We start from the raw sequence: 25338 nt of genomic DNA, 5'->3' as shown, positions 1-25338 counted from the left end.
GAGGCAGACCCCAGAAATGCGAAAGGGGCCCCGGCTGACCAGCCGGGACCCCTTATCGACAATGCCCAGGAGAGGACTCGAACCTCCATGCCCTTGCAGGCGCTAGACCCTGAATCTAGTGTGTCTACCAATTCCACCACCTGGGCAGGTGGTTTACCGCCGCGCTGTTGCGCGCTGCGATGGGCCGGACATATAGGTGTACTGCCCCGCCCCGTCAAGAACTACGTAACAACGTCACTTCTTCAGCGGCCATTTCCCCTGGGCCTCGAGGCCGCGGCGGATGACCGGGTTCTCATCCATGAACGCGGTGAGGGACTCCTCGGTGATTTCGACCACCACGTCCTCCTGACTGAGCTCCGTCTGGCAGCTCAACCGGGAGTACGGGCGCACGTCGAACCCCATGTCCAGGCGGTCCGCTTCCGCGTCCGTCTGCTCACTCAGCGAGTCGAGTCCCTTGCGCACCCAGATGTGACAGGTGGAGCAGCCGCAGACGCCGCCACAGCTATGGCCCACCTGGGCACCACACTGCTCGGCCGCGTCCAGAAGCGTGGTTCCGGCGGGCACGTCCGCGCTGACCTCGGCCAGCGGGCTCTTGAATGTCACCTTGGGCACGTCAGTACTCCTCCACCGAGTGGCCGGCCACGACCTGGGTGATGGCCTGGTTCATGACCCGCTCGATGAAGGGCCGCGACGTCTCATCCAGCGCGTGTACCGCTTCCTTCAGCTTCAAATAATCCGTGCCCGCCGCCACCTCGCGCACCTTCGCCAGGGCGGCGTCGATGGTGGCCTTCTCCTCGCCCTGGAGGAGCGTGCCGTGCTCGCGCAGCTGGCGGTCGGCCTCGGCCAGCACCCGCTCCGCGTCCACGCGCTGCTCTCGCAGCTGCCGCGCCTGGATGTCGTCCTCGGCGTACTCGATGGAGTCGAGCAGCATCCGCTCGATCTCCTCTTCCGTGAGGCCATGGCTCGGCTTGACGGTGATGGACTGGGCGGCGCCCGTGCTCTGCTCCTTCGCGGAGACGGAGAGGATGCCGTCGGCGTCCACCTGGAAGCGGACCTCCACCCGCGCGATGCCCGCCGCCAGCGGAGGGATGCCGGAGAGGGTGAAGCGCGCGAGGCTGCGGTTGTCCTCCACCAGCTCGCGCTCGCCCTGCACCACGTGGACGTCGAGACCCGTCTGCCCGTCCTTGAACGTGGTGAACACCTGCGCCGCGGCGGTGGGGATGGTGGAGTTGCGCTGGATCAGCTTCTCGGTGATGCCGCCCATCGTCTCGAGTCCGAGCGACAGGGGAATCACGTCCAGCAGCAGCACCTCGTCCTGGCGCGACTCGTTGGTGAGCAGGTCCGCCTGCACCGCCGCGCCCAGCGCGACCACCTGGTCCGGGTCGATGTCGCCCAGGGGCTCGCGGCCGAACAGCTCCGCCACGTAGCGGCGCACCGCGGGCACGCGCGTGGAGCCGCCCACCAGGATGACTCCGTCCAATTCGCCCGGCGCCACGCCCGCGTCCTTCATCGCCCGGCGGCACACCAGGCCCGTCTTCTGCACGAGCGGCTGGATCCACGCGTCGAAGTCCGCGCGCTTCAGCGCATACGCCCGGCCGTCCACCGTGAGCGTCGTCTCCGCCACGTCGGTGAGGGCCTCCTTGGCCTTGCGCGAGGCGGCCAGCGTCTGCGCGACCAGGGCAGGGGAGGGCGCCGAGATGCCCAGGTCCTGGAACACCTTCTGGGCAATGGCCCGGTCGAAGTCGTCGCCACCCAGCGCGGAGTCGCCGCCGGTGGACTTCACCTCGAACACGCCGTCCACCAGCTTGAGGATGGAGATGTCGAAGGTTCCGCCGCCCAAATCGTAGACGGCGAACGTGCCCTGGCTGCCCTTGTCCAGGCCGTAGGCCAGCGCGGCCGCGGTGGGCTCGTTCAAGAGCCGCAGCACTTCCAGGCCCGCGAGCCGGCCCGCGTCCTTGGTGGCCTGGCGCTGAGCGTCGTCGAAGTACGCCGGCACGGTGATGACGGCCTGCTCCACCTTGCTGGAGAAGTGGGCCTCCGCGCGGCGCTTGAGCGCGCGCAGGATTTCACCGGACACCTCGATGGGCGTCACCGGGTTGCCGCCCGCCACGTCGAAGCGCACCACCTTGCCGCCGGGCACGAACTGGTAGTGCCCCAGCTTGCGCGTCTCCGCGTCGTCGGCGCTCCGGCCCATGAAGCGCTTGGCGGAGCTGATGGTGTCGGTGGGGTGCTCGGCGGCCAGCGCGCGGGCGCGGGTGCCCACCACCACGCCGCCGTCCTTGCCGTAGTGCACCACCGAGGGGAGCAGGAGCGCGTCGCCCTCATCCACCGGGACGCAGTGGGGCTTGCCCTGCGACACCGCCGCGACGAGCGAGTGCGTGGTGCCCAGGTCGATGCCCACCGCCTGCCCCTTGGGCTTCAGCGGGTCGTGGATCTGCAGGTAGCCGTTCTTGCTCACGACAGACTCTCCTCCTCGAACGCTTCCACCTGCTCGAGAAAGCGCGTGAAGTAGCGCACCCGCCCCAGGGCGTGCGACGCCTTTCTCACCTGCCCCTGCGCATCTTCCCCGGACCCGCCGCCCTCCAGGGCACGCAGGGCACCGGCCGCCTCGTCGAGCGCCGCCTTGCGCCGGCCCTCCACCTGCGTCCCCATGCCCTGCACCCGCGCCAGGTCTTTCTTCGCCATGGCGGCGTCCAGCGCCTCGCGCAGCTCCATGACCTCCTCGAGGAACTCCAGGGGCATGTCCTTCTGCGCGCCCGCGTCCTCGCGCTCCAGGTCCACCCCGTGCAGCTTCAGGAGGTAGAAGGCGCGGCGCACCGGGTCCTTCAGTGTCTTGAAGGCCTCGTTCAGCGCGGTGGTGCCCTCCAGGGCCTTGAGGCGCTCCTTCGCGTCGGCCTGGGCCACGCGGTCCGGATGCAGCTGGAGCGACAGCTCGCGGTACTGCTTCTCCAGCGCCGGCACGTCCACGTCATAGCGACGCGTCAGTCCGAAGACGTCGAAGTGGGTCCTCACTCGGAAAGCTCCATGGGGCGGACAAACGAAAGGGGCCCGGTGGTTGGCCGGGCCCCGCGTGACGGCGTCCCTTCCGGAAGGGAAGGGACCCGAATGGAACGACGCTCAGACGGAGAAGCTCTCTCCGCAGCCGCACGCGGCCTTGATGTTGGGGTTGTTCAGCTTGAAGCCGGAGGCCATGAGCGTCTGCTCGAACACCAGCTCCGTCCCGATGAGGTACAGGTAGCTCTTGGGGTCCACGAAGACGCGCACGCCGTCCTTCTCGAAGATCTTGTCGCGCTCGCGGGACTTCTCGGACCACTCCATGGAGTACTGAAGCCCGGAGCAGCCGCCGCCCTTCACCGCAAGTCGGAGGCCGGCCTCGGGCGTCTGGCGCTGCTCCAGGAGCTCCTTCAGCCGAGCCACGGCGCTGTCCGCCAGGACGATGCCCTTGGGGGCCGCCTTCGCCACGGGCGCGGGCGTGGGTCCCGGGCTCTGCGTCGTCTGCTGGGTCGCCTGTTCGCTCATGGTCTGCCTCCTGGAGTCTCGAAATGCCGCGGACCGCTCCGCCCTACGATGCCTGGGCCTTGCGCGCGGCGCGCTTCTTCTTGAAGTCCTCGATGGCCGCCTTGATGGCGTCCTCGGCCAGCACCGAGCAGTGGATCTTCACCGGCGGCAGCGCCAGCTCGCGGGCCACGTCCTTGTTGGAGATGGTCATCGCCTGGTCCACCGTCTTGCCCTTCACCCACTCGGTGACGAGCGACGAGGACGCGATGGCGGAGCCACAGCCGAACGTCTTGAACCGCGCGTCCTCGATGAGGCCGTCGTCGGAGATCTTGAGCTGCAGCCGCATCACGTCGCCGCAAGCGGGCGCACCCACCAGGCCGGTGCCGACGTTCGGGTCTTCCTTGTCCATCGTCCCGACGTTGCGGGGGTTCTCGTAGTGGTCGATGACCTTGTCGCTGTAAGCCATGACAGCTCCTTCAACCGATGCTTCTCACCAAAGGTTCCGAGGGGCAATGCCCACCGGGGGAGGGGCCAGTCGCCCCACTGATTGCCTGGAAAGGCGCGCTAATGCGCCGTCCACTCGATGCTCTTGAGGTCGATGCCTTCCTTGGCCATCTCGTACAGGGGGCTCATGTCTCGCAACTTGCGCACCTTGTCCACGACGAGCTGGACGACGTAGTCGACCTCCTCCTCGGTGGTGAAGCGCCCCAGCCCGAAGCGGATGGAGCTGTGGGCCAGCTCCTCGTCCACGCCCAGCGCGCGCAGCACGTAGGAGGGCTCCAGCGAGGCGGACGTGCACGCGGACCCGGACGACACCGCCACGTCCTTGATGCCCATCATCAGGGACTCGCCCTCGGCGTGGGCGAAGGAGATGTTGAGGTTGCCCGGCAGCCGGTGCTCCATCGACCCGTTGATGATGGTCATGTCCAGCGCGTCCGTCAGGCCCTTCCTCAGCTTCTCGCGCAGGCGGAGGATGCGGGCGGCCTCATCGGCCAGCTCCTCGCGGGCGAGCTGCGCCGCGTGGCCGAAGCCGACGATGGCCGCGACGTTGAGCGTGCCGGAGCGCATGCCGCGCTCGTGGCCGCCGCCGTCGATGATGGGGGCGATGCGCACGCGCGGCTTGCGGCGCACGTACAGCGCGCCGATGCCCTTGGGGCCGTACATCTTGTGGGACGTGATGGAGGCCAGGTCCACCTTCATCGCCTCCACGTCGAAGGGCACCTTGCCGATGCCCTGCACCGCGTCGCAGTGGAAGAGGACGCCCTTCTTGCGGCACAGCGCGCCAATCTCCGCGAGGGGCTGCACGACGCCAATCTCGTTGTTGGCGAACATGATGGAGACGAGCACCGTCTTCGGCGTCATCGCCTCCTCGAGCTTCTCCAGGTTGACGCGCCCGTCCTTCTCCACGTCCAGGTACGTGACGCGCGCGCCGCCGGTGGGCAGCTCCGCCCACTTCTTGTACGTCTCGTCGTTGTCCAGGTCGTGCTTCGCGGCGAGCTCGGCGACCTCCTCGGGGGAGACGTCGCGGCCGGCCAACTGCCCCAGGCGCAAGAGCTTCAGCTCGTCCAGCCGCTCCTGGCGCACGCGCTCCAGGCGCTTGCAGGTGTCCAGGATGGCCTTGTGCTCGGTCTTCAGGGTGATGATGTGGTCACCCTTCGACTTGTAGTACTCGACGACGCCCTTGATGGCGAGGTTGTCGGACTCGGTGGCGCCGGAGGTGAAGACAATCTCCTGGTCCGTCGCGCCGATGAGCTCCGCCACCTGCTGACGGGCCTTCTTCACCGCCGCCTCGGCCTTCCAGCCGAACACGTGGTTGCGGCTGGCCGCGTTGCCGAAGTCCTCGCGCAGGTAGGGAAGCATCACGTCCAACACGCGCGGATCCATCGGCGTCGTGGCGTGGTTGTCCATGTAGATTGGCAGCTTCACCATTGCTTCCCACACCTTCCTGAAGGGCTGATACCGGCCCCCGCACCCCGGCGCCACACTGGGGGCGCGCTGCGGCAGGCATACACCGTCTCACATGAATGTGGACCGGACTGGTCAATTATAAAATCGGGTGCCCTCGGGTCAAGGGAACATAAGGCACAGAACAGAGGCCCAGGGGGCGACCCGGCGAGTGGATGTCGGCGAGGCGACTGCGGGACCGGATGTATCAATCCGGGTGAGCCGTCCTGGAGCGCCCCGCGCCGGAATGGTGCATTCGAGGACCTGGGCGGGACCCAAGCGCTTGATTTCCGGAGAAACGCCCGGCTGGCCGGCTGCCTGCAACCTGGGAGGGGCGCCAGGAGGCAGGCATGAGCGCGAACGCGAAGCGGACGAAGGAGCAGGCGGAGTCAGCGGAAGGTGGCCGGGGGCAGCTGGTCCGGATGGACGGGGGTGGGGCGGGCCTGGAGCGCACCCGCTACGCGGAGGGTTGGCGCGCGGGGAAGCCCGCGGAGGACCCGGAGAAGATGAAGCGCTGGGGGCTCATCACCGCGCGGCCCAGCGAGTTCCTCGTCCACATGCGCCGAGGCCGCGTGCGCGAGGTCAGCGGCCAGGGCGCCAGCTGCTTCAAGCTGCCGGGTGACTCGGTGGCCATCGTCCCCACCAGCATCCAGCGGCTCCAGTTCACCGCGGATCAGGTGACGAACGAGAAGGTGGGCGTGCAGGTGACGGGCCTGGCGGTGTACCGCATCGCGGATCCGCTGGTGGCGTTCCGCATGCTCAACTTCTCCTTCCCGGAGCGCGCGCAGGAGAAGCTGGCGGACCTCCTGCGGGAGATGTTCGTCGGCGCCGCGCGCCGCCTCGTCGCGAACCTCTCCGTGGAGGAGTGCCTGACGCGGCGCAAGGAGGGCATCGCCGCGGAGCTGGTGCGCGAAATCGCGCCCGTGCTGTCGGGCCGAGGCCGGCTGGAGGACACGACCGACGCGGGCTGGGGCGTGCTGCTGGACACGATTGAAATCCAGGACGTGCGCGTCCTGTCCTCCACCGTCTTCGAGAACATGCAGGCGCGCTTCCGGCGCGAGCAGGAGCGTCAGGCGCGCGAGGCGGAGCTGGCCAAGGAGCGCTTCGTCCACCGCGAGGAGACGGAGGCCGAGCGCCAATTGAGCCTCCAGCGGCTGACGGCGCAGGACGAGGTGCGTCAGCAGAAGCAGACCGCGGACGAGCAGGCCCGGCTGGAGACGCTGGCCATCGACGCGCGCGTGGCCGAGGCGAAGCTCGCCCAGGAGCGCACGCTCAAGCAGGAGCAGGTCACCGTGGAGCGCGAGGTGGCGCTCACCCGGCTGGCCGCGGAGCAGGACGTCCGCCAGAAGAAGCAGGTGGCCGACGAGCAGGCCAAGCTGGAGACGCTCAGCGCCGAGGCGCGGCTGGCGGAGGCGAAGATTGTCTCCGAGCGCGCGCTGGCCGCGAGCCGCGCCCAGGTGGACATGGAGAAGCTGTCGCGCGAGCAGGAGCTGGAGGCGGCGCGCGCGCGCATCGACCTGGAGAAGCTCAAGCGCGAGCAGGACGCGGACGTGGGCCGCGCGAAGCTGGAGCAGGAGAAGCAGAAGCTGGCGCAGGAGGCGGAGGCCGCGCAGGCGGGATTCGAGCTGGTGCGACTGCGGCGCGCCCAGGAGTCCGACGACGCGAAGGCGCGCATGGAGCTGGAGCGCCTTCGCCGTGAGCAGGAGCAAGCCGCGGCGCGGCATGAGGGCCAGGTGGCCGAGCAACTCCAGGAAGTGGAGAAGCTCCAGGCACAGCTCCAAGTGGTGCAGTCCCGGCGAGCCATCGCGGAGGCGGAGGTGGCCATCGCGGAGCTGGAGGTGCGGCGGGAGAACGCGCGCCAGGAATTGGAGCTGTCGAGGGCCCGCGCGCTGCGTGACATCGAGAACACCATCAGCCCGGAGGTCATCCAGATGACGCTCGCGCAGCAACTGCCCCAGGTGGCCGCGGCCTTCCAGCAGAAGATGGGTGAGGTTCACGTCACGGCCGTGGATGGCGCGAACCCGTTTGGCTACATCGCCGCGGCTGTGGAAGGAGTGATGGGGCTCGCGCGTTCAGCGGGCCTGAAGGTGCCTACCCCCTCGCTTGCCCCCACGGCGCAGTAGCCCGCCGCCCGGGGCCTGCGTATACAAGGCGGGCCCCTGGGACGACGGAGCCGAGCGCACATGAATGGCAAGAAGCTGGGAGTTTTGGCCGTGCTGGCGGGCGTGGCGGTGGTCGTGGTGCCGTGGCTTCTGCCCACCGGCCCCAGCACCGAGCTCGACGCGGCGCGTTTCCTGGAGTCCGGCAGCCTCTTCCTCGGCGCCGCCATCGTCTTCGCTGGGGGATTGCTCACCGCGCTGACACCGTGCGTCTATCCGCTCATCCCCATCACCGTGTCGGTGTTCGGCGCCCGCAAGGCGGAGAGCCGCGGCAAGGCGATGCTGCTCACCACGTCGTACATCGTCGGCATGGGTGTGGTGTTCAGCGCCCTGGGCATCCTCGCGGCGAAGACGGGTCAGGCCTTCGGTTCGATGCTGGGACACCCCGCCGTCGTGACGGGGCTCGCGGTGTTCCTGCTGCTGCTCGCCTCGTCCATGTTCGGCGCCTTCGAGCTGGCGCTGCCCTCGGGGTTGCAGAACCGGCTGAACTCGGTGGGCGGCGCGGGCGTGGCGGGTGCGTTCCTGATGGGCAGTGTGTCGGGCTTCCTCGCCGCGCCTTGCACGGGGCCGGTGCTGACGGGCCTGTTGGCCTTCGTGGCGAAGACGGCGAACACGACCCTGGGCGCGACGCTGCTCTTCATCTACGCGCTGGGCATCGGCGTGCCGTTCTTCATCCTCGGCGTGTCCACGGTGCGCCTGCCCAAGAGCGGCGTGTGGATGGAGTGGGTGAAGAGCGTGCTGGGCATCGTGCTGGTGGCGCTGGCCTTCAACTACCTGAAGGACGCGTCCCCGTGGGCGCGCGACGTGGTGAAGGCCGCGGGCGCGGAGCTGGGCCGGGTGCCGGGCGCGGCGCTCGCGGGTGTGCTGGCGGTGGTGGGCGTGCTGGTGGGCGCGGTGCACCGCTCGTTCAAGGAAGGCTCGCGCGAGTTCTCGCTCAAGGCCGTGGGCGTGGTGCTGGTGGTGGTCGCGCTGGTGATTCGCGGCGGGGCGCTGGACGCGGGGCCGGTGGGCTCGCTCTGGGTTCGCATGGGCGTGGCCGAGCCTCCTCGCGCGCCGTCCTGGCAGTGGCACCACGTCATGCCGGCCAAGAAGGCGACGTTCTCGCCGGCGGACTTCGAGAAGGTGCTGGCCCAGGCGAAGGCGGAGGGCCGCCCGGTGCTCATCGACTTCTTCGCGGACTGGTGCGCGGCCTGCAAGGAGCTGGACCGCGAGACGTACCCGGCGCAGGAGGTCATCTCCCAGTCCTCCGAGGGCCAGTTCCTCAACATCAAGATTGATGCGACCAACAGTGAGGACGCGCTCGACGCGCTGATGGAGCGCTTCGGCGTGGAGGGCTTGCCCACCGTGGCCTTCGTGTCCCAGGACGGCACGGTGCTGACGCGGCCTCGCATCACCGGGTTCCTGGAGCCCACGCCGTTCGCCGCGGAGATGCGCAAGGCGCGCTGCACCGACGGCGGCTCCTGCTGAGGCTCAGTCCTCCCCGTCCTCTTCGCAGGACGGGAAGGCCTGTCGTCCCCGGCTCGCGAGGACGCGGTCGATCATCCGCTCGTGCAGCTCGTAGAGCGGACGCGCCACGTCCTCGCCCTCCAGATGTGCCAGGGCCCCGGCCATGGCCTCCAGCGTGGACATGCCGTCGGGATGCGGCGGTCTGCGCAGCCGTCGGGAGTCCGGCGGCGGTGGAGGCAGCTTCAAGCCCGGCAAGCGGCGCAGCGCGGGAAGTCGCTGCACCATGCGCCGTGCCTGCCCCCAGCTCCCATCCAGGACGATGAGCCTGCGAGGCGGAGGCGCTTCCGGCCCGGGCACCTGCTGGGCATCCGGGAAGAGCAGCCAGGTGGAGCCGTCATCCTCCAGCACGGAGGCGTCGAAGGGCTGACCCGGGGAGCCATACGAGACGATGCGGCAGCGCGGCAGCGCGAGCGCGGCCATGCGAGCCGTGTTGGTCGACTTCAGCGTCTCCTTGTGGTGGCGGATGACGAGCAGCTCCGTGCGCGTGGGGACGCTCGGGAGCTCGGCGCACAGACACAGGAGCAACGGCAGGAAACAGCGCGGACAGCGGCCCGCGAGGTCCTCTGGGGTTCGAGACCTCATTTCCCCTGACGGTAGCGCTCCATCAGCACGCGTGCCTCGCGAAGTTTCTCCTCGACGTAGCGGTCATCCGCGTCCGGCTCGTAGTCCGCGTCGGGCACGTCGAGCTGGAAGATGGCGGACAGGAGGATGGGGGCCACTTCCAGCCACTCGGCCGTGCGGTTGAGCGCGGCCTGCCTGCGCCCCGCGAAGGTCTCCGGCCCGTCCTCCGGGCCACACCGGCAGATGCGCGCCGAGTCCCCCGACACGTCCACGTAGAGCCCCAGCACCTCCGCGTCGACCTCGGCCGCCAGCGCGCACGTGGCCTCGCTGACGTAGGCGGCCATCGCCTGCGCGGCGGAGCGCTCCGTGAGCGAGCGCACCAGGTACACCTGCCAGCCGGCCTCGGAGAGCGCGCCGGACTCCTGGATGGGGGTCAGCTCCGCTGGTGGCGCCTGGATGCGCGACAGCAGCCGTCGCACGGGCGCCTCCAACCGCTCCAGCCTCGCGCTCGACGCGGGACAGAAGAAGAGGACGCGATACTCACGGCTGTCTGCTGCGGTTTCCATGGGCATACGGCGTCGCCGGTCGCTCTGGCAAAGGAGGGACTTCTGCTGGGTCCCAAGAGGACCAAAGGAATCACCGACCTTGCAAGTGGGGAGTTGGGTGGAGGGTTCAGGGTGCGGCGGACGGCAGCGGCGCGGTTGACGCGGGCGCCCTTCGCTCGGAGGCGACCCAGACCCCCGCGGAGAGGACCAGCAGCCCCCCCACCACGCCCATGGGCGTGAGGGACTCGGAGAAGACGGCCCAGCCCACCACCGACGCCGTGAGGGGCTCCAGGTAGGTGAGCGCCCCGGCCGCGGCCGTGGGCACATGCCGCAGCCCGGCGTTGAAGAGGCAGGTGCCCGTCAGTCCACACACCGCGCCACCCGCGAGCACCTGGAGCGTGGCCCCATCCAGCGCGGTGGGCAATGCATCCGTGCCAGCGATGAACAACAAGACCACCGCTGACACCGGCGCATGGAGCGACGCAACGGCCAGGGGAGAATAGGACCGTGTCGCTGCTTTCGTCCCCAGGACGATGGCCGCGAAGAAGAGGGCGCTTCCGGCACCCAGGGCCGCGGTCATCTGCGCGCCGCCGCTTCCGTCGGGCCGGCCGATGAGCATCATCAGCCCCATCAGCGTCACGGGCGCGGCGACCAGGGCGCGAAGGGAGCGCCGCTCGGCCAGCACCCACGGCGCCACGAGCGCCAGCAGCAAGGGCGCCAGGTAGTGCGTGAGCACCGCCACGGACACGGGGCCGCGCTTCATGGCGGCGAAGAAGAGGCTGATGTTGCCCGCGTCCGCGAGGGCCACCACGAGCAGGGCGCCCGTGGCTCGCTTGTCCCTCCACGGAGCGCCGCGCAGGAGCCAGGGCACGGGCAGCGACATGGCGATGAGGGCCAGGAACGCGTTCTGGGACCAGGACAGGCCGGCCGGGCGAAGGAAGAGAGACCAGCATCCCCAGAGGGTGGCTCCGGCCGCGACCATGGCGAAGTGCCGCACGACAGATGACTCCTGACGAGGCCGCGTCGCCTCCAGGCGACGACGGGGCGCGCAGACTAGGGACATCTGCCACACTCCGTCCATGGGGCCCCTGTTCGCCTACAGCCTCGTGCCGGTCCTCTCGGTGTCGCTGCTCCTGTGTTTCACCGCGGCGCCGCGAGGCCGTGATGCCCGGGGCCTGACGCTCTACTGTCTCGCCACGGCCGTCTGGAGCGGCGCCCTGCTGCTGATGTGCCTCCCCCAGGCCGCCTGGCTGGGCGAGCGCTTCGCCGCCACCGGGGCCTTCACCGCCGCCGCGTACCTCCACGTCGCGTTCGATGCCACCCGCCAGCGCTCCTATCGCCTCGTCGTGCTGGCCTATGTCGTGGCCACCGTCGTCACGCTGGTGGGCGCGCTCTTTCCGGACGCGCTGTATGGCCCGCTCGCCATGAGGCGCGGGCCGCTGTTCTGGCCCGTCATCGCGCTGTCCATCTCCGCGGCCGGGGTGCCGCTGCTGCACCTGGCCCGCGAGTACCGCCGGGAGACACCCGAGCGCAGGCCGCTGCTCCTGAGCCTCGTGCTCGTGGGAGTGCTCGCGTACTCGGGAGGGCTGGGCACGGCGCTGCTCCTGTCGGCGGGCTATCCGCTGCCCGTCGGGATGTACCTGGTGCTGGCCGCGCTCCTCGTGCTGGTCCAGGTGGTCAACTCGCAGCAGCCGCCCGGAGAGCGCAGGCTCCTGGAGCGCAGCCTGGTGTACTCGGCGCTGGCGGCGGTGCTGTCCGCGGGCTTCCTCTTCGGGGTGCTCACGCTGATGGCGGGCAGTGGCCAGCCCTTCCTGCGGGAGTACCGGCTGGGCGCGTTCTTCCTGCTGGCCCTGGCCGCGCTGGCGTTCGAGCCCGTGCGTCAGCGGCTCCAGGAGTGGCTGGGACAGCGGCTGCTCAAGGGCCGAGCGACGGGGACGCAATTGGTGGCCGCCCTGGCGGAGCAGGAGGCGAGGGCGGACCAGGCGGCCCGGCTCGCGGAGCTGGGTCAGTTCACCTCCGCGGTGGCGCATGAGGTCCGCAATCCGCTGGGGGTGCTGGCCGCGCACCTGAAGCTGCTGGAGCGCCAGGGCGTGGATGCGGAGTCGGTGGCCGCCATGCGCGAGCAGATATCCCGCGCGGGGCACTTCGTGGAGGAGCTGCTGCGGTATGGGCGGCCTCGGCCCCTGGAGCTGCGCCTCGTGGACGTCCAGGCCACGGTGGCCCTGGCGTACTCCACCGCGCGTCAGGGATTGGGCGAGCTGTCCCCGGACGTGGCCTTCGAGGCCCCCGACGGCGAGCCCGTGACGCTGGAGGCGGACCAGTCCCAGCTGTCGCAGGTGTTTGTGATTGTGTTGGAGAATGCCTTGCTCGCGCTGCGAGACGTGCCGACGCCCCGGCTTCGCGTGAGCTGTCTTCGCGAGGAGACGACGATCCAGGTCCTCGTGGAGGACAGCGGGCCGGGCATCGCCCCGGAGCTGCTTTCCCGGCTGTTCCAACCCTTCGTCACGGGGCGCCACCGGGAGGGACCTCGTCCCGGGACAGGGCTGGGATTGGCCATTGCCCGAGGCATCGTCGAGCGGCATGGCGGGACGATGCGGGCCGGACGCTCCGCGTCACTCGGAGGGGCCTGCTTCGAGGTGCGTCTGCCCTCGAGCCAGCCCGCACCGCTGTCCGCCGCGGCCTCTTGAGCTGCCCCCCAGGGCAGGACCCTGTCGCCCGGAGAACACTCTCACCCTCGCGGTTCCCCGGTGTCGCCAGGGGACCGTGGCTGTGAGGAAAGGGGCGGGATTGCAATAAAGCAGACGTGCCGCGTTCTCTGGGGAAAGGGAGGTGGGGGCCATGAGCGCGAGACCAGAGCTGAGGGTCGTGAAGCCGCCGGGATGCGCACCCGTCGAGGACTTTGAAGTCTTCGCACACCAGTTCCAGCCCATCTTGTTTGCCATTCTCCGGAAGTCTTGTGCTGGGATTGAACACGAGGCCGAGGACCTGGTGCACGATGTGCTGCTGCGTGCGCTGCTCCGGTGGGAAGACCTACAGCATTGGGATGCCTTCAAGCAGCGCTGCTGGCTGGGACGGGTGGCGAAGAACTGCTTCCTGGACCGGATTCGTCGGCGGCGAAGCGAGGCGGACCGGCTGCGGAGCCTGCTGAACCTCCAGGATGAGTTCGACGGAGACGACGTGGCCGCACAGGAGGAACTCTGGGGCCATGTCGGTGAAGAGGACCTGAAGCACGCCCTGGGCTTCTTGAGCGACCGGCTGCGTCAGACCTTCGAGCTGTACCTGCAAGGGAAGACGTACGCGCGGATTGCGAAGGAGACGGGGGTGCCGCAGGGCACGGTGGGGGCGCGGCTGCATCACGCCCGGCTGGAGCTGAGGGAGCTGTTGAGAGAGACAGCCGAGCGGCGTCGGCGGGAGTGGCGGCGATGAACAGCGCATGCAATGACTTGCAGCGCTTCCTCGACGGGCAGATGAACGCGGGGGAGCAGGGTCGGTTTCGTGAACACCTGGGGCGATGCCTGCATTGTGAGGCGGGCTTCCTCGAAGGGATTCAGCTGGAGTTGCTCGCGCACAAGGCGCTGACGCCGGAGGTGAATCGAGCGGAGGACTTGTCTCCACCCAGGCCCCCGCCACCGGAGCCCGGAGGCTGGAAGTCCTTGCTCCGGAGGCGTGGAGGGCTGGTGTTGCTGGTCGCGGGGCTCGCCTTGTCCCTGCTCGTCCCGAGCCTCGAACACGCGGGTGTGGATTCGATGTCCTGGCTCGTCAATGAGGGCTCGCGCGTCCTCGAGGCGCGTGTGACGTACCCCTCCGTGGACTCCCATTACCGGCCCTTCGTCCCGAATCGGGGCGGCGCCGTGTCGGCTCCCGGCGTGGAGATGGTGCCCATCCAGGAGCTGTCGAAGCTGGAGGCGCGAGGAGACCTGCATGGCATCGCCACGGCCTATCTGCTCCGGGGCGCGCCTCGGCAGGCGGAGGCCTTCCTGAAGCGACTGCCCGCGGCGGCGGACCGGGACAGCGACCTCGCGTTGCTCGCGCTGGAGGATGCGCGCCAGGGCGGTGGTCCCGTGGATATGCACTCGGCCCGGCTGGAGGAGGCGCTCGTGCTCCTCGAGGGCGTGCTGCGCGCGGCGCCTCGGCATCCGCAGGCGCTGTGGAATCGAGCCCTCGTGCTGGGAGAGCTGGGGCTGTCGCTGCAAGCCGCCGACTCCTTCAGCGAGGTCGCGAAGCTGGGGGAGACGGGCTGGAGCGCGGAGGCGGAGGCTCGGGCGCGAACGCTGCGCGAGGAGACGCTGCTGCGAGGGCGCCAGTGGAAGGCGGCCCTCGCGTCGACCCGGGACCTCCTGACGGACCCCGCCGCGCCGGTGCCCTTGGAGCTGGCGCGCGAGCATCCGGGCATCGTGCGGCTGGGCTTCTATGACGCGGTCCGCGCGGCGACCACGCGTGCGGAGGTGCTGCGGCTCCAGCCTCTGGCGCGGGCGCTGGACGAGCGCTACGGCGGACAGGTCCTCCAGCGGTGGGTCTCGCAGGTGGCGGAGCGGGACTTCGCGCGCCGCGCGCCGCTGGCGCGGGAGTACGCGCGAATGGTGCTGGGCACATTGCCGCCCTCGGGCGAGGTGATGGCGCGACTTCGCGACTCCGGAGAGGAGGACCTCTACCTCGGGGCGCTCGTGCGCGCGGCGGCCGGACGACACCCGGCCGACGTGGCGACGCTGGTCCGACTGGGCCGGGCGTCCGAGGACCCGTGGATGCAGTTGCTCGTCGAGGTGGAGCAGGCGAAGGTGGAGCAGCGCGAGGGACGGTGGTGGGCCGCGGAGAAGCGGCTCCTGGTGTCGCTGGAGACGTGCCAGAAGCAGCGCGTGGTGTATCGCTGCTTGAGCCTGGAGCGTGCGCTCGCGGACCTCTACCTGGAGCTGCACCGCCCGGCGGAGGCCTTCCAGCATGCCTGGAGCGGATGGGGACGCGCGAGGGAGGCGCTCGAGTGGCAGTACGAGCAGGGGTTCCTCCAACTGCTCGCCGACGTGGCGCGCTACCAGCATTCCTTCACGAGTGCTCGCGCCTACCTCGGGGAGTCCCTGCTGCGCATGCCGGAGGACTGTGCCCAGCGCACGCATGTCCACAGCAACATCGCGCTGCTGGAGTGGCAGCGGTTCCGTCCGAAGGCCGCGCGTGAATCGCTGGAGCGTGCGCTGGAGTGTGAGCGACCGCTGGGACTGACGGGGGCCTTGACGCTGTCGGAGATGGCCCGCTCCGTCCCCAGCGGGAATGACGCGCAGGTGCTGCGCCGAGCCCTCGCGGACCTTCGCCGCGGCGGCGTGTCCCCGGGCCGCGAGGCGCTGCTGCTCTCCATCGAGGGCCAGTTCGTGATGGAGGCGTCGCGCGACGCGGGGCATTCGCTCATCCATCGAAGCCTGGCGCTGGCGGAGCAGGAGCCGGACGGCGTGGATGCGCGCAAGGCGCTCGCGTTCGGCTACTCCGCGTTGATCTCCGAAGCGGGGCGCGAGGGGGACTGGCACGAGGCCCTGCGGTTGATGGGGCAGGAGTTGCTCCTGGAGCCCGTGCCCACGCACTGCCTGTTGGCGGTGTCGCTCCAGCATGAGCGGACCCTGGTGCTCGTACGAAGCGCCACGGGGGAGCTGAAGGGCGTCTTCTCCACGGACCGCCAGGAGCCGCTGCACGATGACGCCTCGGGGTTGGTTCCCGCAGAGCTCCTGAAGGAGCTGACGGGCTGCGCGCACGTCGATGTGCTCACGCGGCCTCCGGTGCATGGACTCACGGGGCTGCTGCCGGACTTCCTGGCATGGAGCTATCGCGTGGGGCGCGGCGTGCAGCCTCCCGCCGTGGTGGGCGGTCGCTCGAGCCACCTGGTCATCACCGAGGTCTCGAGTCCTCCCTCCCTCCGCTTGCAGAAGCTGGGAGCGCTCACGCCTCCGCGCGTGCCGGACCCGTGGCGGGTGGAGCTCCGGGGCTCGGAGGCCACGCCATCGCGAGTGCTGAGCGAGATGACGGAGGCCTCCGAGGTGGAGCTCCACACGCACGGGCTCTACAGCGCGTCCATGTCGGATGCGTCGATGGTGGTGCTCGCGCCCGACTCGGATGGGAGCTTCGCGCTGACGGCCGACAAGGTCCGGCAGACGCGGCTGTCGCGTGCGCCGCTGGTGTTGTTGGCCGCCTGTGGCGCGGCGAGGACGGCGCCCTTCCCCCACGAGTCCTTCAGCCTGCCCATGGCCTTCATCTCGGCGGGCGCGAGCGCGGTGCTGGCCTCGTCCGTGGAGATTCCCGACACGGCGGGAGCCTTCTTCGAGAAGGTGCGCGAGCGCATCCGCGCGGGCACGCGTCCCTCCGTGGCGCTGCGCGACTCGCGGGCCTCCTGGCGCGAAGCACATCCGGAGGACGCGCGGTGGCTCTCGCACGTCCTCCTCTTCGAGTGAGGTCCGGTCTCACGGGTGGATGGCCACCTTGATGACGCCGTCGCTCCGCTCGCCGACGAGCTCGTAGGCGTCGCGGATGTCCTTCAGCGCGAAGCGGTGGGTGAACAGGGGCGTCAAGTCCACGCGCCCCGACTCGACGGTGGCCATCAACCTCCGCATGCGCTCCTTCCCGCCAGGGCAGAGCGTGGTGACGATGCGATGGTCGCCAAGCCCCGCGGCGAACGCGTCGTAGGGCATCTGGAGCTTGCCGGAGTAGACGCCCAGGCTGGAGACGACGCCCCCGGGGCGCACCGAGCGCAGCGCGTTCTCGAAGGTCTGCTGCGTGCCCAGGGCCTCGATGGCCACGTCCGCGCCACCGCCCGTGAGCCGACGCACTTCGGCCATCACGTCCTGGTTCCGATAGTCCAGCACCACGTCCACACCCATTCGCCGCGCGACGGCCAGCCGGGACTCCCCTCCGCCGACACCGATGACCCGCGCGGCACCCATCAGCCGAGCGCCCAACGCGGCACACAGCCCGACGGGGCCCAGGGCGAAGACGACGACGGTGTCTCCGATTCGCACGCCGGCCGACTCCGCGCCGCTGAACCCCGTGGAGGCGCTGTCCGCCAGCAGCAGCACCTGCTCGTCCGAGAGCCCCTCGGGAATGGGCGCGAGGTTGACCTGCGCGTAGGGGACTCGGACGTACTCGGCCTGGGTGCCGGGCAGGGTGTTGCCCAGCCTCCAGCCTCCGGTGGCCTCGTAGCCCGAGCCGTGTCCGCATTGAGAGGAGTGGCCCGCCAGGCACGCATGGCATTGGCCGCAGGGGGTGACGGCGCCGACGAGGACGCGGTCGCCCACCCGGTAGCCTTCGAGTCCCGGGCCCAGCTCGTCGATGACGCCCACCAACTCATGGCCGATGGTGAGGCCCGGCTTCACGGGGAACTCACCTCGGACGATGTGCAGGTCGGTGCCGCAAATCGTCGTCAGCGTCATCCGGACGACGGCCTCGCCCACGCCCGCGCGAGGCTTCTCGACCTCTTCCAGTCCGAACTTTCCGGCGTCTCGAAAGACGGTGGCTCGCATGCGCCCCCCTGCCGGGTGGAACCCGGGTCTGCGTTCCAGCAAACCTCGGGTCCCTGTTCCTTGCGCGCAAGCAGGGCGCTCCTGCGAGAGCAGGGGGGCGAGCGCCTCTGTTCTCCCGTGCTATCGCTCGAAGACCGCCACGGCCTGGACGTAGTCGAGCGTCACTCGGAAGAACTTCAGCGCATTGCCGCCCAGTGCTCCCGCCACGGGCTTGTCCATGAACAGTTCCGAGTACTGGGTGAAGGTCTCGTCGTGCCGGGTGGCGAACCACACGGGGCCGACCTCGTGGCCCGCGAGCTCGATGCGAGGGACCTCGATGAGGACCGCGCCCGGAACGTTGGCATCTCCCTCCTCGATGACGCGCCAGTCGGGGTGGCGCTGGTGCCAGCGCTCATAGAGGGAGTGGGAGATGACGCTCGCCGCGCGTCCGGTGGTGCGCTCATCCGCGAGTGCCTTTCGCGCGGACTCCGACAGCCACACCACCGAACCCGTGTCGAGGACCAGGTCGAGCACCTCCCCATCCACTCGCACCTGGATGCGAGGGTGCTGGGGCGCGGCGTCGCGCGCGTACGCTGACCTGAACCCCAAGCTGACGCGGTGTCGCGCTTCAACCACTGGGAGGTCACCCGCTGCGCGCAACCACAGCTTCTCGCCAGGGTAGTCGAACGTCCAGACGCGCCCCGAGAACCAGGGGGAGCCGAGAACCCCATCCCCGAAGGTGCCTTCTTGGATGGGCATGGGCGCCACGGGAAGCAGTCCTTCGCCCATCTCGGGCGCCGGTATCCAGGCCCCTGGCTGGAAGTCGGGGAGTCGAACCCAATCCGTGGCGCCCGCGCCGGTGAGGTCCTTGGAGGTTCTCTCCAGTCCCAGCTGCGTGGCGGACTCCTGCTGGATGAAGAGACCTCCTCCCGTGGCCGTGAAGAGCGCGAGCGTCATCCCTTCGCGCGTCGTCGGCTGGACGATGAAGAGGTTGTCGTTGAACAGCACGGGAAGCGAGACGCCGCCGCCGCTGGGCTGCGAGGAGGGCTTCCCGGCGGGGGCGCTGATGTGGGGCGTCGAGACGCAGGACATCCACAACACCCCCAGGAGCATCAACGAGCGTCGCCGCGGCATGTGTGTGATTCCCTTTTCGTTCGCCAGGGGAAGCGCGTGGCCTCAGTAGACGTAGGGCGCGCGCCGGGCCCAGGGGCTCTTGGCGTAGTGCTTGTGGAGGTGGCGGAACGCCGCGCGAGCCTCGGGAGAGTCCTGCTGGCAGCTGTACTGACTGGCGCGGACGGCGCGATAGAGCGCGATGGGGGAGCGCGGGTCCTCGGGATGCGCCTTGGCCCAGTCGAGCGCGACGTTCGAGAAGTACACCACGGAGGGGCCCGCGTCGGAGAGCGTCTTCCACTCGGCGGCTGCGGCCTTGCGCTCGTCCTCGGTCGTGAAGGGGAGCGGCGGCGGAGGCCCCTGCGGTTGTGAGGGGGCACACCACCCATTGCGCTCCCGGGAGCGGATGGAGATGAGGTTCAGCTTCGGGTCGATGCTGTCGATGCGGTCCCTCCCGGACACCAGCGTCGCGGAGACGGCGGGAAGGCCCATGAGCAGCAGCCGCGCGTCGAACAGGCGCTCCTCGACAGTCTTTCGCGCGACGATGGCGAGCAGCTCCTCCTTCGCGGAGGGCTCGTGGAGGGCCAGCTCCTTCGCGGCGGCCTGGAGTGCTTCATCATCTCCGACGACGGCGGCGCGAGCGAAGGCCGTCCAGCGAAGCTGCCTGCGCGGGACGGGAGGCGAGATGCTGGTACGCGACAGCGCTCCCATCCGGCGCGCGGTGAGCTGAGGGTCGAGGTGCGTCAGGGCTCGCACGCTGAAGGTCACCGGCCGCTCCGCCAGGGGCGTCATCACGCCATCGCTGAACGTGTCCATGTCGTCCTCGCCCACCAGCCGCCACGTCGCGTGGGCGAGCGCGCCTTCCCAGTCCTGGGCGAGCACCATCCGCTCTTCATCGAAGAGGTTGTCGGTGGAGACCAGGTCTCGCGTCAGCTCGGGCTTCACCTTCGCCAGCCACGCGCGGGCGGCTTCGTGCTTCTGCTGTTCGTTCAGGAGGTGCGCGGCGCGATACGCGAGCGTCAACCCCGCGGGAGCGGTGACAGGCACCTCCGCCGCGGCCTTCAGCAACAGCTCCAGGTCCGGATAACCCACGCGCGCCTTGAGCAGCGCGGTGACGAGCCAGGGCTGGCGGTGGTTCGCCTTCCACCGCGCCACGGCGACGTCGTACGCCTTGCGGTTCTCGTCCCCCAGGTTGTCCGGCTCGGACACGTTGGCGACCCCGGACCGCGTGACGCGAATCCACTCCAGGAGCTCACGACTGGAGGCGGGGCTGGACTCGCAGGGGTTCTCTGGCCGGGTGAACAGGTCGAGGTCGCCCAGCTCCGACGCGAGCGCCGACCCCGTTCCTGGCTGGAGCACGAGCGCTGGAAGCTCGCAGACCCAGGCCGCCAACTGGGTGCGGACGCGGACGAGGCTGCGCAGTCGCCGCGCGGGACCGTGGAACTCGCGCGGCTTGGGCTTCGCCAGCAGCGCGGTGAGGGTTGCATCCGCTTCCCGCAGGCGCGCGAGGAGGGTCGCGTCCTGGCTGGTGCCGATCTCCTGGCCGTCCGGCTGCTCCATCAGCGCCCGGCGCACCTGCGTGCGTGCCACGAGGTACTCGGCGCGGGCCTGGTAGGGGGAGTCCGCGCGACCGGCGATGTGGCGGAAGCTCGCGAGGGCCTCGTCGAAGCGCCTGCAATAGAAGTGGGCCGCGGCGGACTGGTACTCACGCTCGGCCTGACGGCGGGCCTTCACCGAGGCGGGAAGCCCCTGGGCAGGTGCCTCGCCCAGCGCCGGAAGTCGCTCGCAGTCGCCACCGAAGACCGCGTCCTGCGCGGTGAGCCATTCACTCACCAACCCTGGGTGATTCTTCCATGAGACGGAGAGGGCCTTCGCCGTCTCCGCCGCGCGCTCCAACGCATCACCTTGGATGCGATTGAAGCTCACCAGCGCTCCATTGCCCGTATGGAGCGTCGCGGGCCGCTCCCCGAAGGACGGCATGGCCTCCTTCCGAGCCGCGAGCCAGCGCGCCTCGCCCCGTGTCGTGTCTCCCTCGGGGACGTCACCCTGCATGCGTGCCCAGGTCTCCACCAGGAAGCGCTGCTCATCCGCCGTGGTGGGGATGCCCATCATCGAGCGCCACGCGAAGGCGAGGTACATGGGCCGGTATCCCTCTCGAATCACCCCCAGGCGCCCCGAGGCGAAGGGCTCGAAGGGGCGGTCGGGATGGGTGGAGTGGATGTAGACGGGCCCGATGTACGTGGAACCACAGGCCTCGGCGCGGCGGGAGGGCCAGAGGAGGGTGAGGCCCACGAGGCCGAGGAGCAGCGTCTTCATGATGTCGGGTCCTTCATCGCCTGGGCGCGCGGGCTCGCGTGCACGGCAAGGCATAGCAGAGCAATGCCGATGCCAGTCGATTGTCGGATGTTTGTTTAAACAAGCAGGACCCTGGGCGTCTTAAGGCTGAGGGCCGAGCGCTTTCCGGATTCACAGGGGGGGACCGCACCGGGCCCAGGGAGCGGGTGACATATGGCCAGTTGCATGTACGAGATGAAGGCGCAGGAGGACGTCCCGGAGCTGGAGGGGTTGAGCTTCTCCGCCGCGGGGCCGGGGTACACGCCGGTGCCTGATGCGTCCCGGCACATGAAGTCGCCGGAGCCACTGGTGTCGCTGGCCGCGCCGGATGTGCGCGACCCACCTCCCGACCCGGAGCCGGGCGTGACGGGGCAGGAGCCCCCTCCCTGCCCGGAACCCAAGCCGCAAGGCGTCCAGGCACGGGGGCGGGGACGCTAATCCAGGATGTCCCCAGGTGGAGGGTCGGCTCCGCCCTGGGGGCATCCCTGATGTCGGGGAGCCATCGGAACCCCGCGAGGTTGCGTCGTTTTCTGGACGCCGACCCAAGGATTCCGGGGGGCTGCGTTTCGAGTGGGCGTGCAAGGAGGACGCGAGGTCGATGAAGGACCATCGCATTGCCTCGGTGAAGCGATTCGCCGTGGCCTACAGTGCCGGCGTGGCACACGAAGGCTTCGAGGAGTTTGCCCAGCGCGTCAGGCCCATGCTCGTGGCCCTGGCGAAGCGTCTGTGTGGCCAGGGTGGCATCGACCCCGAGGACATGGCGCAGGAAGCGCTGGTCCGGGCACTCGTCCACCACGCCAACCTGTCCGCCCAGCCAGAGCCCGTGTACCGGGCGTGGCTGTGCCGGGCGTTGACCAATCATTTCCTGGACCAGTGCCGCAAGCGTAGGACGGAGTTGTTGGAGCAGGAGCGCCGGGACATCCGGTTGGTGCGCGAGGATGTGGCGTCTCCCGACGCGCACACCGGAGAGATGTGGGAGCGCATCACCGACGCGGACCTGGTGAAGGCCATTTCCCGGCTGCCCAACCCCCGGGTGCGCGAGGCGTTCGAGTTGCACGCCAAGGGCATGCGGTACCGCGCCATCGCCCAGCAGATGGGCGTGCCCGAGGGGACCGTGGGGAGCTGGTTGTTCCAGGCGCGCAAGGAGCTGCGGGAGCTGCTGTTGCCGCTGACGGGTGGGGGAGGGGCCGCATGAGCCCTCCGTGTAATAAGTTGTATCTGTTCCTGGATGGCGAGTTGCCGCCAGTCGATGAAGAGAACTTCCGCCATCACCTGGCCCGCTGCGTGATGTGCGCCACGGGTCTGCACGAGGCGATGCAGCTGGAGCTGCTCGGCTTCCAGGCGATGCACCTGGAGGGAGAGACGCCCGAGGAGCTGGTCGTCGTCCCCCGGCTCGAGGAGCGGGTGGCGCGGCCCAGGCCCACGTGGCGTGGACGGCTGCGCGCGCGGGTGCCCGTGTGGATGTGGCGCACGAAGGGGTGGACCGCGGGCGCGGTGGGGCTGGCCGTGGCGGCCCTGCTGCTGGTGCTGACGGTGAACGTGGCCGGCGGTACACCGCCCGAGGTGTGGCTGGCGCATCCCGCACATCGCTCGCTGGAGGCGCGCGTGGCCTATGCGCGGGCGGATGGCTACCGGCCCTACGTGCCCATGCGGGCGGGCCCGGAAGTCTCGCTGGTCACCACGCCGCTGCCGCTGCGCGAGCTGGCGGAACTGGAGGAGCAGGGGGACCTGCACGGCATCGCCGCCGCGTACCTGGTGCGCAAGGACTTGCGGCAGGCCTCCGACTTCCTCCGGCGAACGCCCGCGTCGTTGGACCGGGACAGCGACCTGGCCCTCGTCGCGCTGGAACACGGGCGACGCGAGGACGCGCTGGAGATGCTGGAGTCGGTGCTGCGCAAGTCTCCGGACCATCCCCAGGCGCTGTGGAATCGCGCGCTGGTGTTGAGGGAGATGGGGCTGACGTTCCAGGCGGCGGAGGCCTTCGACGAAGTGGCGGCGCTGGGCGAGCCGGGCTGGAGCGAGGAGGCCCGGATTCGGGCCCTGGCCTTGCGCAGCGAGACGATGCGGCGCTCGCGAGACTTCCACGACGCGCGGGCGGCGGCGCTGAACCTGGCCACGCTGGAGGGGGCTCGGCTTCCATTAGAGGAAGCCCGGCGCTTTCCGGGCGTGGTGCGGCTGGGCTTCTACGACGCGGTGAGGGCGGCGCCCACGCGTGATGCGGCGCTGAGGCTGTTGCCGCTCGCGGAGGTCCTCGACGACGTGCAGGGTGACTCCACCTTGCGCGACACCGTGAATCACGTGGCGCACGCGGACTTCGGGCGACGGGGCCCGCTGGCGCGCGACTACGCCCGGCTCCTGCGCGGCGAGCACCCCACGCCGGAGCTGTTCGTGGAGACGCTGCGGCTCTCTGGCGAGGACGACCTGTATCTGGGCGCACTCGTCGCTCGCAACGTGGTGGAGCGCCACCTGGAGGACTTCGAGCGCATCGCCCGCGCGGGCGGGGACGCATGGCTGACGCTCCTGGCGGAGCGCGAGTTGTCCGTGCGCGAGGAGCATGCGGGCCAGTGGTGGAAGGCCGAGCAGCGGCTTCGCGCGGCACTGGCGTCGTGCTCCGGGCGGGGCCTGGCGTACCGTTGCGCGACGCTCCGGCGCAGGCTGGCGGACCTCTTCGTGCGCCTGCACCGTCCCGCCGACGCGCTGGAAGAGGCGCGCGATGGATGGCGGCTGACGCGGGAGCTGGGAGAGTGGAACCTGGAGCAGCAGTTCCTCCAGGAGATGGCGCAGATTGCCCGCTACCGGCAGAGCGCGGCCAGCGCGCGGGCGTACCTCCGCGAGTCGTTGGCACGCATCCCGGATGACTGCGAGCAGCGCACGTATGCGCATCGCAACCTGGCCATCGTCGCGTGGGCGGACTTCCGTCCCGACGAGGCCCGGCAGGAGCTGGAGCAGGCCACGCGGTGCGGTCGCCCACTGGGGATGATGGGGGCGTGGGTGCTCTCGTATCTGGCCCGTCATGGCGCGCAGGTCCGCGATGAGGACCTGCTCTGGCGCACGCTGGATGAGCTGCGGCGGGGCACCCGGACCCAGGGCGAGCAGGCGCTGCTGACCTTCCTGGAAGGCCAGTTCATGCTGGAGCGCGACCGCGCGTCGGGCCGGGCCCTGCTGAAGGGCGCCATCGACGCGGCGGAGAAGCTCCCGTTGGATGTGGACGCGCGCAAGGCGCGCAGCTTCGCGTACGCCGTGCTGATGAGCGACGCGGGCCGCTCGGGCTCCCAGGAGCAGGTGCTGGAGTTGATGGGCCAGGCCCTGCGCGTACCCGTGCCGCGCCGCTGTGTGCTGGCCATGGCCGTGGACCATGAGCGCACCGTGGCCGCCGTGCGTGACGCGAACGGAACGCTGGCGGGCACGTATGACGAGGGGCGGACCGCGCCCCTTCATGGCTCCGCCGAGGGGCTCGTCCCCCCACGCCTGGTCGCCGCGCTGCGAGGGTGCGAGCACGTGGACGTGCTGGCCCTGCCGCCCGTGCATGGCCTGCCGGGGCTGCTTCCCGTGGAGCAGGCGTGGAGCTACCGCGTGGGTCGCACGCGGATGCTGCCGGAGGCCCGGGGGCAGGGGGGACATCACCTGGTCGTGACGGGCGTGGAGGCTCCGGCGTCGCTGGGCCTGGAGACGCTCATGCCCCTGGAGGCCCCGCGTGTCCCGGATCCGCTGCGCGTGGAGCTCCGGGGCGCGTCGGCAACGCCTTCGCGGGTGCTTCGGGAGATGGCCGAGGCTCGCGAGATTGAAATCCACACCCACGGCATCTTCAGCCCGGAGCTGTCGGACGCCTCGCTGCTGGTGCTCGCCCCGGAAGAAGACGGGCGCTATGCGCTGGCGGCGTCGCAGGTGCGGGAGCAGACGCTGCTCGGCGCCCCGCTGGTGCTGCTCGCCGCGTGTGGAGCGGCCCGCTCCGCGCCGTTCCTCCACGAGCCGGTGAGTCTGCCGGTGGCCTTCATCGAGGCGGGCGCGCGCACCGTGCTCGCCTCCACGGGCGACATCCCCGACACCGCGGGGCGCTTCTTCGAGTCCGTGCGCGAGCGCATCCGCGCCGGGACGCCTCCTGCCCGAGCCCTGCGCGACGAGCGCCTGGCGTGGCTGGCCCGCGAGCCCGCCGCGACGTGGCCCTCCCAGGTCCTCCTCTTCGAGTGAAGTGTCGGTGGGTCATCAAGGATT

General features: G+C 70.0%; 20 protein-coding genes and 1 tRNA gene. 8 read left to right on the top strand and 13 right to left on the bottom strand.

The window, feature by feature from the left end; all coding sequences use genetic code 11:
• Nucleotides 1-62 precede the first annotated feature (62 nt).
• The 7 genes from MYSTI_RS27265 to MYSTI_RS27235 form a co-directional block, all read right to left on the bottom strand.
• A tRNA-Leu gene (locus tag MYSTI_RS27265) sits at nt 63-146 on the bottom strand.
• An 88-nt stretch (nt 147-234) separates the two neighbouring features.
• On the bottom strand, nt 235-612 hold the full coding sequence (locus MYSTI_RS27260; RefSeq protein WP_015351031.1) for a 2Fe-2S iron-sulfur cluster-binding protein: 378 nt from the start codon (nt 610-612) through the stop codon (nt 235-237).
• Nucleotide 613: 1 nt separating this feature from the next.
• Nucleotides 614-2458 carry a Fe-S protein assembly chaperone HscA gene (gene hscA / locus MYSTI_RS27255; RefSeq protein WP_015351030.1) on the bottom strand — a complete coding sequence of 615 codons (1845 nt, stop codon included), beginning with the start codon at nt 2456-2458 and terminating at the stop codon, nt 614-616.
• Nucleotides 2455-3012 (bottom strand): Fe-S protein assembly co-chaperone HscB, encoded by a 558-nt coding sequence (gene hscB / locus MYSTI_RS27250; protein WP_015351029.1) that lies wholly within the window; start codon nt 3010-3012, stop codon nt 2455-2457. The genes hscA and hscB overlap by 4 nt, the downstream gene beginning before the upstream one ends.
• Nucleotides 3013-3117: 105 nt before the next feature.
• The gene (locus MYSTI_RS27245; RefSeq protein WP_015351028.1) at nt 3118-3519 is read right to left on the bottom strand and encodes a HesB/IscA family protein; all 402 of its coding nucleotides are present in this window, start codon (nt 3517-3519) and stop codon (nt 3118-3120) included.
• 43 nt (nt 3520-3562) lie between these two features.
• Nucleotides 3563-3964, bottom strand: a complete 402-nt coding sequence (iscU, locus tag MYSTI_RS27240) for a Fe-S cluster assembly scaffold IscU (protein ID WP_015351027.1) — start codon at nt 3962-3964, stop codon at nt 3563-3565.
• 98 nt (nt 3965-4062) lie between these two features.
• Nucleotides 4063-5424 (bottom strand): IscS subfamily cysteine desulfurase, encoded by a 1362-nt coding sequence (locus MYSTI_RS27235; protein ID WP_233278371.1) that lies wholly within the window; start codon nt 5422-5424, stop codon nt 4063-4065.
• 368 nt (nt 5425-5792) lie between these two features.
• Between MYSTI_RS27235 and MYSTI_RS27230 the strand changes: the two genes are divergently transcribed.
• The gene (locus MYSTI_RS27230) at nt 5793-7565 is read left to right on the top strand and encodes an SPFH domain-containing protein (protein WP_015351025.1); all 1773 of its coding nucleotides are present in this window, start codon (nt 5793-5795) and stop codon (nt 7563-7565) included.
• A 60-nt stretch (nt 7566-7625) separates the two neighbouring features.
• On the top strand, nt 7626-9068 hold the full coding sequence (locus MYSTI_RS27225; RefSeq protein WP_015351024.1) for a protein-disulfide reductase DsbD family protein: 1443 nt from the start codon (nt 7626-7628) through the stop codon (nt 9066-9068).
• Nucleotides 9069-9071: 3 nt separating this feature from the next.
• Here MYSTI_RS27225 and MYSTI_RS27220 read toward each other — a convergent pair whose 3' ends face one another.
• The 3 genes from MYSTI_RS27220 to MYSTI_RS27210 all read right to left on the bottom strand — a co-directional run bounded on the left by MYSTI_RS27220 (nt 9072) and on the right by MYSTI_RS27210 (nt 11210).
• A complete protein-coding gene (locus tag MYSTI_RS27220) occupies nt 9072-9689 on the bottom strand; it encodes a tRNA-uridine aminocarboxypropyltransferase (RefSeq protein WP_015351023.1) in 618 nt (205 codons plus the stop codon).
• The gene (locus MYSTI_RS27215) at nt 9686-10234 is read right to left on the bottom strand and encodes a hypothetical protein (protein ID WP_015351022.1); all 549 of its coding nucleotides are present in this window, start codon (nt 10232-10234) and stop codon (nt 9686-9688) included. The genes MYSTI_RS27220 and MYSTI_RS27215 overlap by 4 nt, the downstream gene beginning before the upstream one ends.
• Nucleotides 10235-10340: 106 nt before the next feature.
• A complete protein-coding gene (locus MYSTI_RS27210; protein WP_015351021.1) occupies nt 10341-11210 on the bottom strand; it encodes a DMT family transporter in 870 nt (289 codons plus the stop codon).
• An 82-nt stretch (nt 11211-11292) separates the two neighbouring features.
• On the opposite strand from MYSTI_RS27210, the gene MYSTI_RS27205 reads away from it, so the two are divergent.
• The 3 genes from MYSTI_RS27205 (at nt 11293) to MYSTI_RS27195 (ending at nt 16638) form a co-directional block, all read left to right on the top strand.
• A complete protein-coding gene (locus MYSTI_RS27205) occupies nt 11293-12900 on the top strand; it encodes a sensor histidine kinase (RefSeq protein ID WP_015351020.1) in 1608 nt (535 codons plus the stop codon).
• A gap of 151 nt (nt 12901-13051) precedes the next feature.
• Nucleotides 13052-13639, top strand: coding sequence for an RNA polymerase sigma factor (locus tag MYSTI_RS27200; RefSeq protein WP_015351019.1), 588 nt, complete (start codon nt 13052-13054; stop codon nt 13637-13639).
• Nucleotides 13636-16638 carry a CHAT domain-containing protein gene (locus tag MYSTI_RS27195; RefSeq protein ID WP_015351018.1) on the top strand — a complete coding sequence of 1001 codons (3003 nt, stop codon included), beginning with the start codon at nt 13636-13638 and terminating at the stop codon, nt 16636-16638. Before MYSTI_RS27200 ends, MYSTI_RS27195 begins: the two co-directional genes overlap by 4 nt.
• A 9-nt stretch (nt 16639-16647) precedes the next feature.
• Here MYSTI_RS27195 and MYSTI_RS27190 read toward each other — a convergent pair whose 3' ends face one another.
• The 3 genes from MYSTI_RS27190 to MYSTI_RS27180 all read right to left on the bottom strand — a co-directional run bounded on the left by MYSTI_RS27190 (nt 16648) and on the right by MYSTI_RS27180 (nt 21108).
• A complete protein-coding gene (locus tag MYSTI_RS27190) occupies nt 16648-17703 on the bottom strand; it encodes a zinc-binding dehydrogenase (RefSeq protein ID WP_015351017.1) in 1056 nt (351 codons plus the stop codon).
• A 120-nt stretch (nt 17704-17823) separates the two neighbouring features.
• Nucleotides 17824-18816: a hypothetical protein gene (locus tag MYSTI_RS41020; protein ID WP_015351016.1), complete on the bottom strand. Its 993-nt coding sequence runs from the start codon at nt 18814-18816 to the stop codon at nt 17824-17826.
• 42 nt (nt 18817-18858) lie between these two features.
• The gene (locus MYSTI_RS27180; protein WP_015351015.1) at nt 18859-21108 is read right to left on the bottom strand and encodes a hypothetical protein; all 2250 of its coding nucleotides are present in this window, start codon (nt 21106-21108) and stop codon (nt 18859-18861) included.
• 192 nt (nt 21109-21300) lie between these two features.
• Between MYSTI_RS27180 and MYSTI_RS27175 the strand changes: the two genes are divergently transcribed.
• From MYSTI_RS27175 to MYSTI_RS27165, 3 genes are all read left to right on the top strand, one after another.
• Entirely contained in the window at nt 21301-21564 is a 264-nt protein-coding gene (locus MYSTI_RS27175; protein WP_144370159.1) for a hypothetical protein, read from the top strand.
• 160 nt (nt 21565-21724) lie between these two features.
• A complete protein-coding gene (locus MYSTI_RS27170) occupies nt 21725-22321 on the top strand; it encodes an RNA polymerase sigma factor (RefSeq protein ID WP_015351014.1) in 597 nt (198 codons plus the stop codon).
• A complete protein-coding gene (locus MYSTI_RS27165) occupies nt 22318-25314 on the top strand; it encodes a CHAT domain-containing protein (protein ID WP_015351013.1) in 2997 nt (998 codons plus the stop codon). The genes MYSTI_RS27170 and MYSTI_RS27165 overlap by 4 nt, the downstream gene beginning before the upstream one ends.
• Nucleotides 25315-25338: the final 24 nt, after the last annotated feature.

Origin of the sequence: Myxococcus stipitatus DSM 14675 (assembly GCF_000331735.1) — a bacterium.
Classification (GTDB): Bacteria; Myxococcota; Myxococcia; order Myxococcales; family Myxococcaceae; genus Myxococcus; species Myxococcus stipitatus.
The sequence above is the reverse complement of the archived record's forward strand: the minus strand, read 5'-3'. Positions and strand labels throughout refer to the sequence as shown.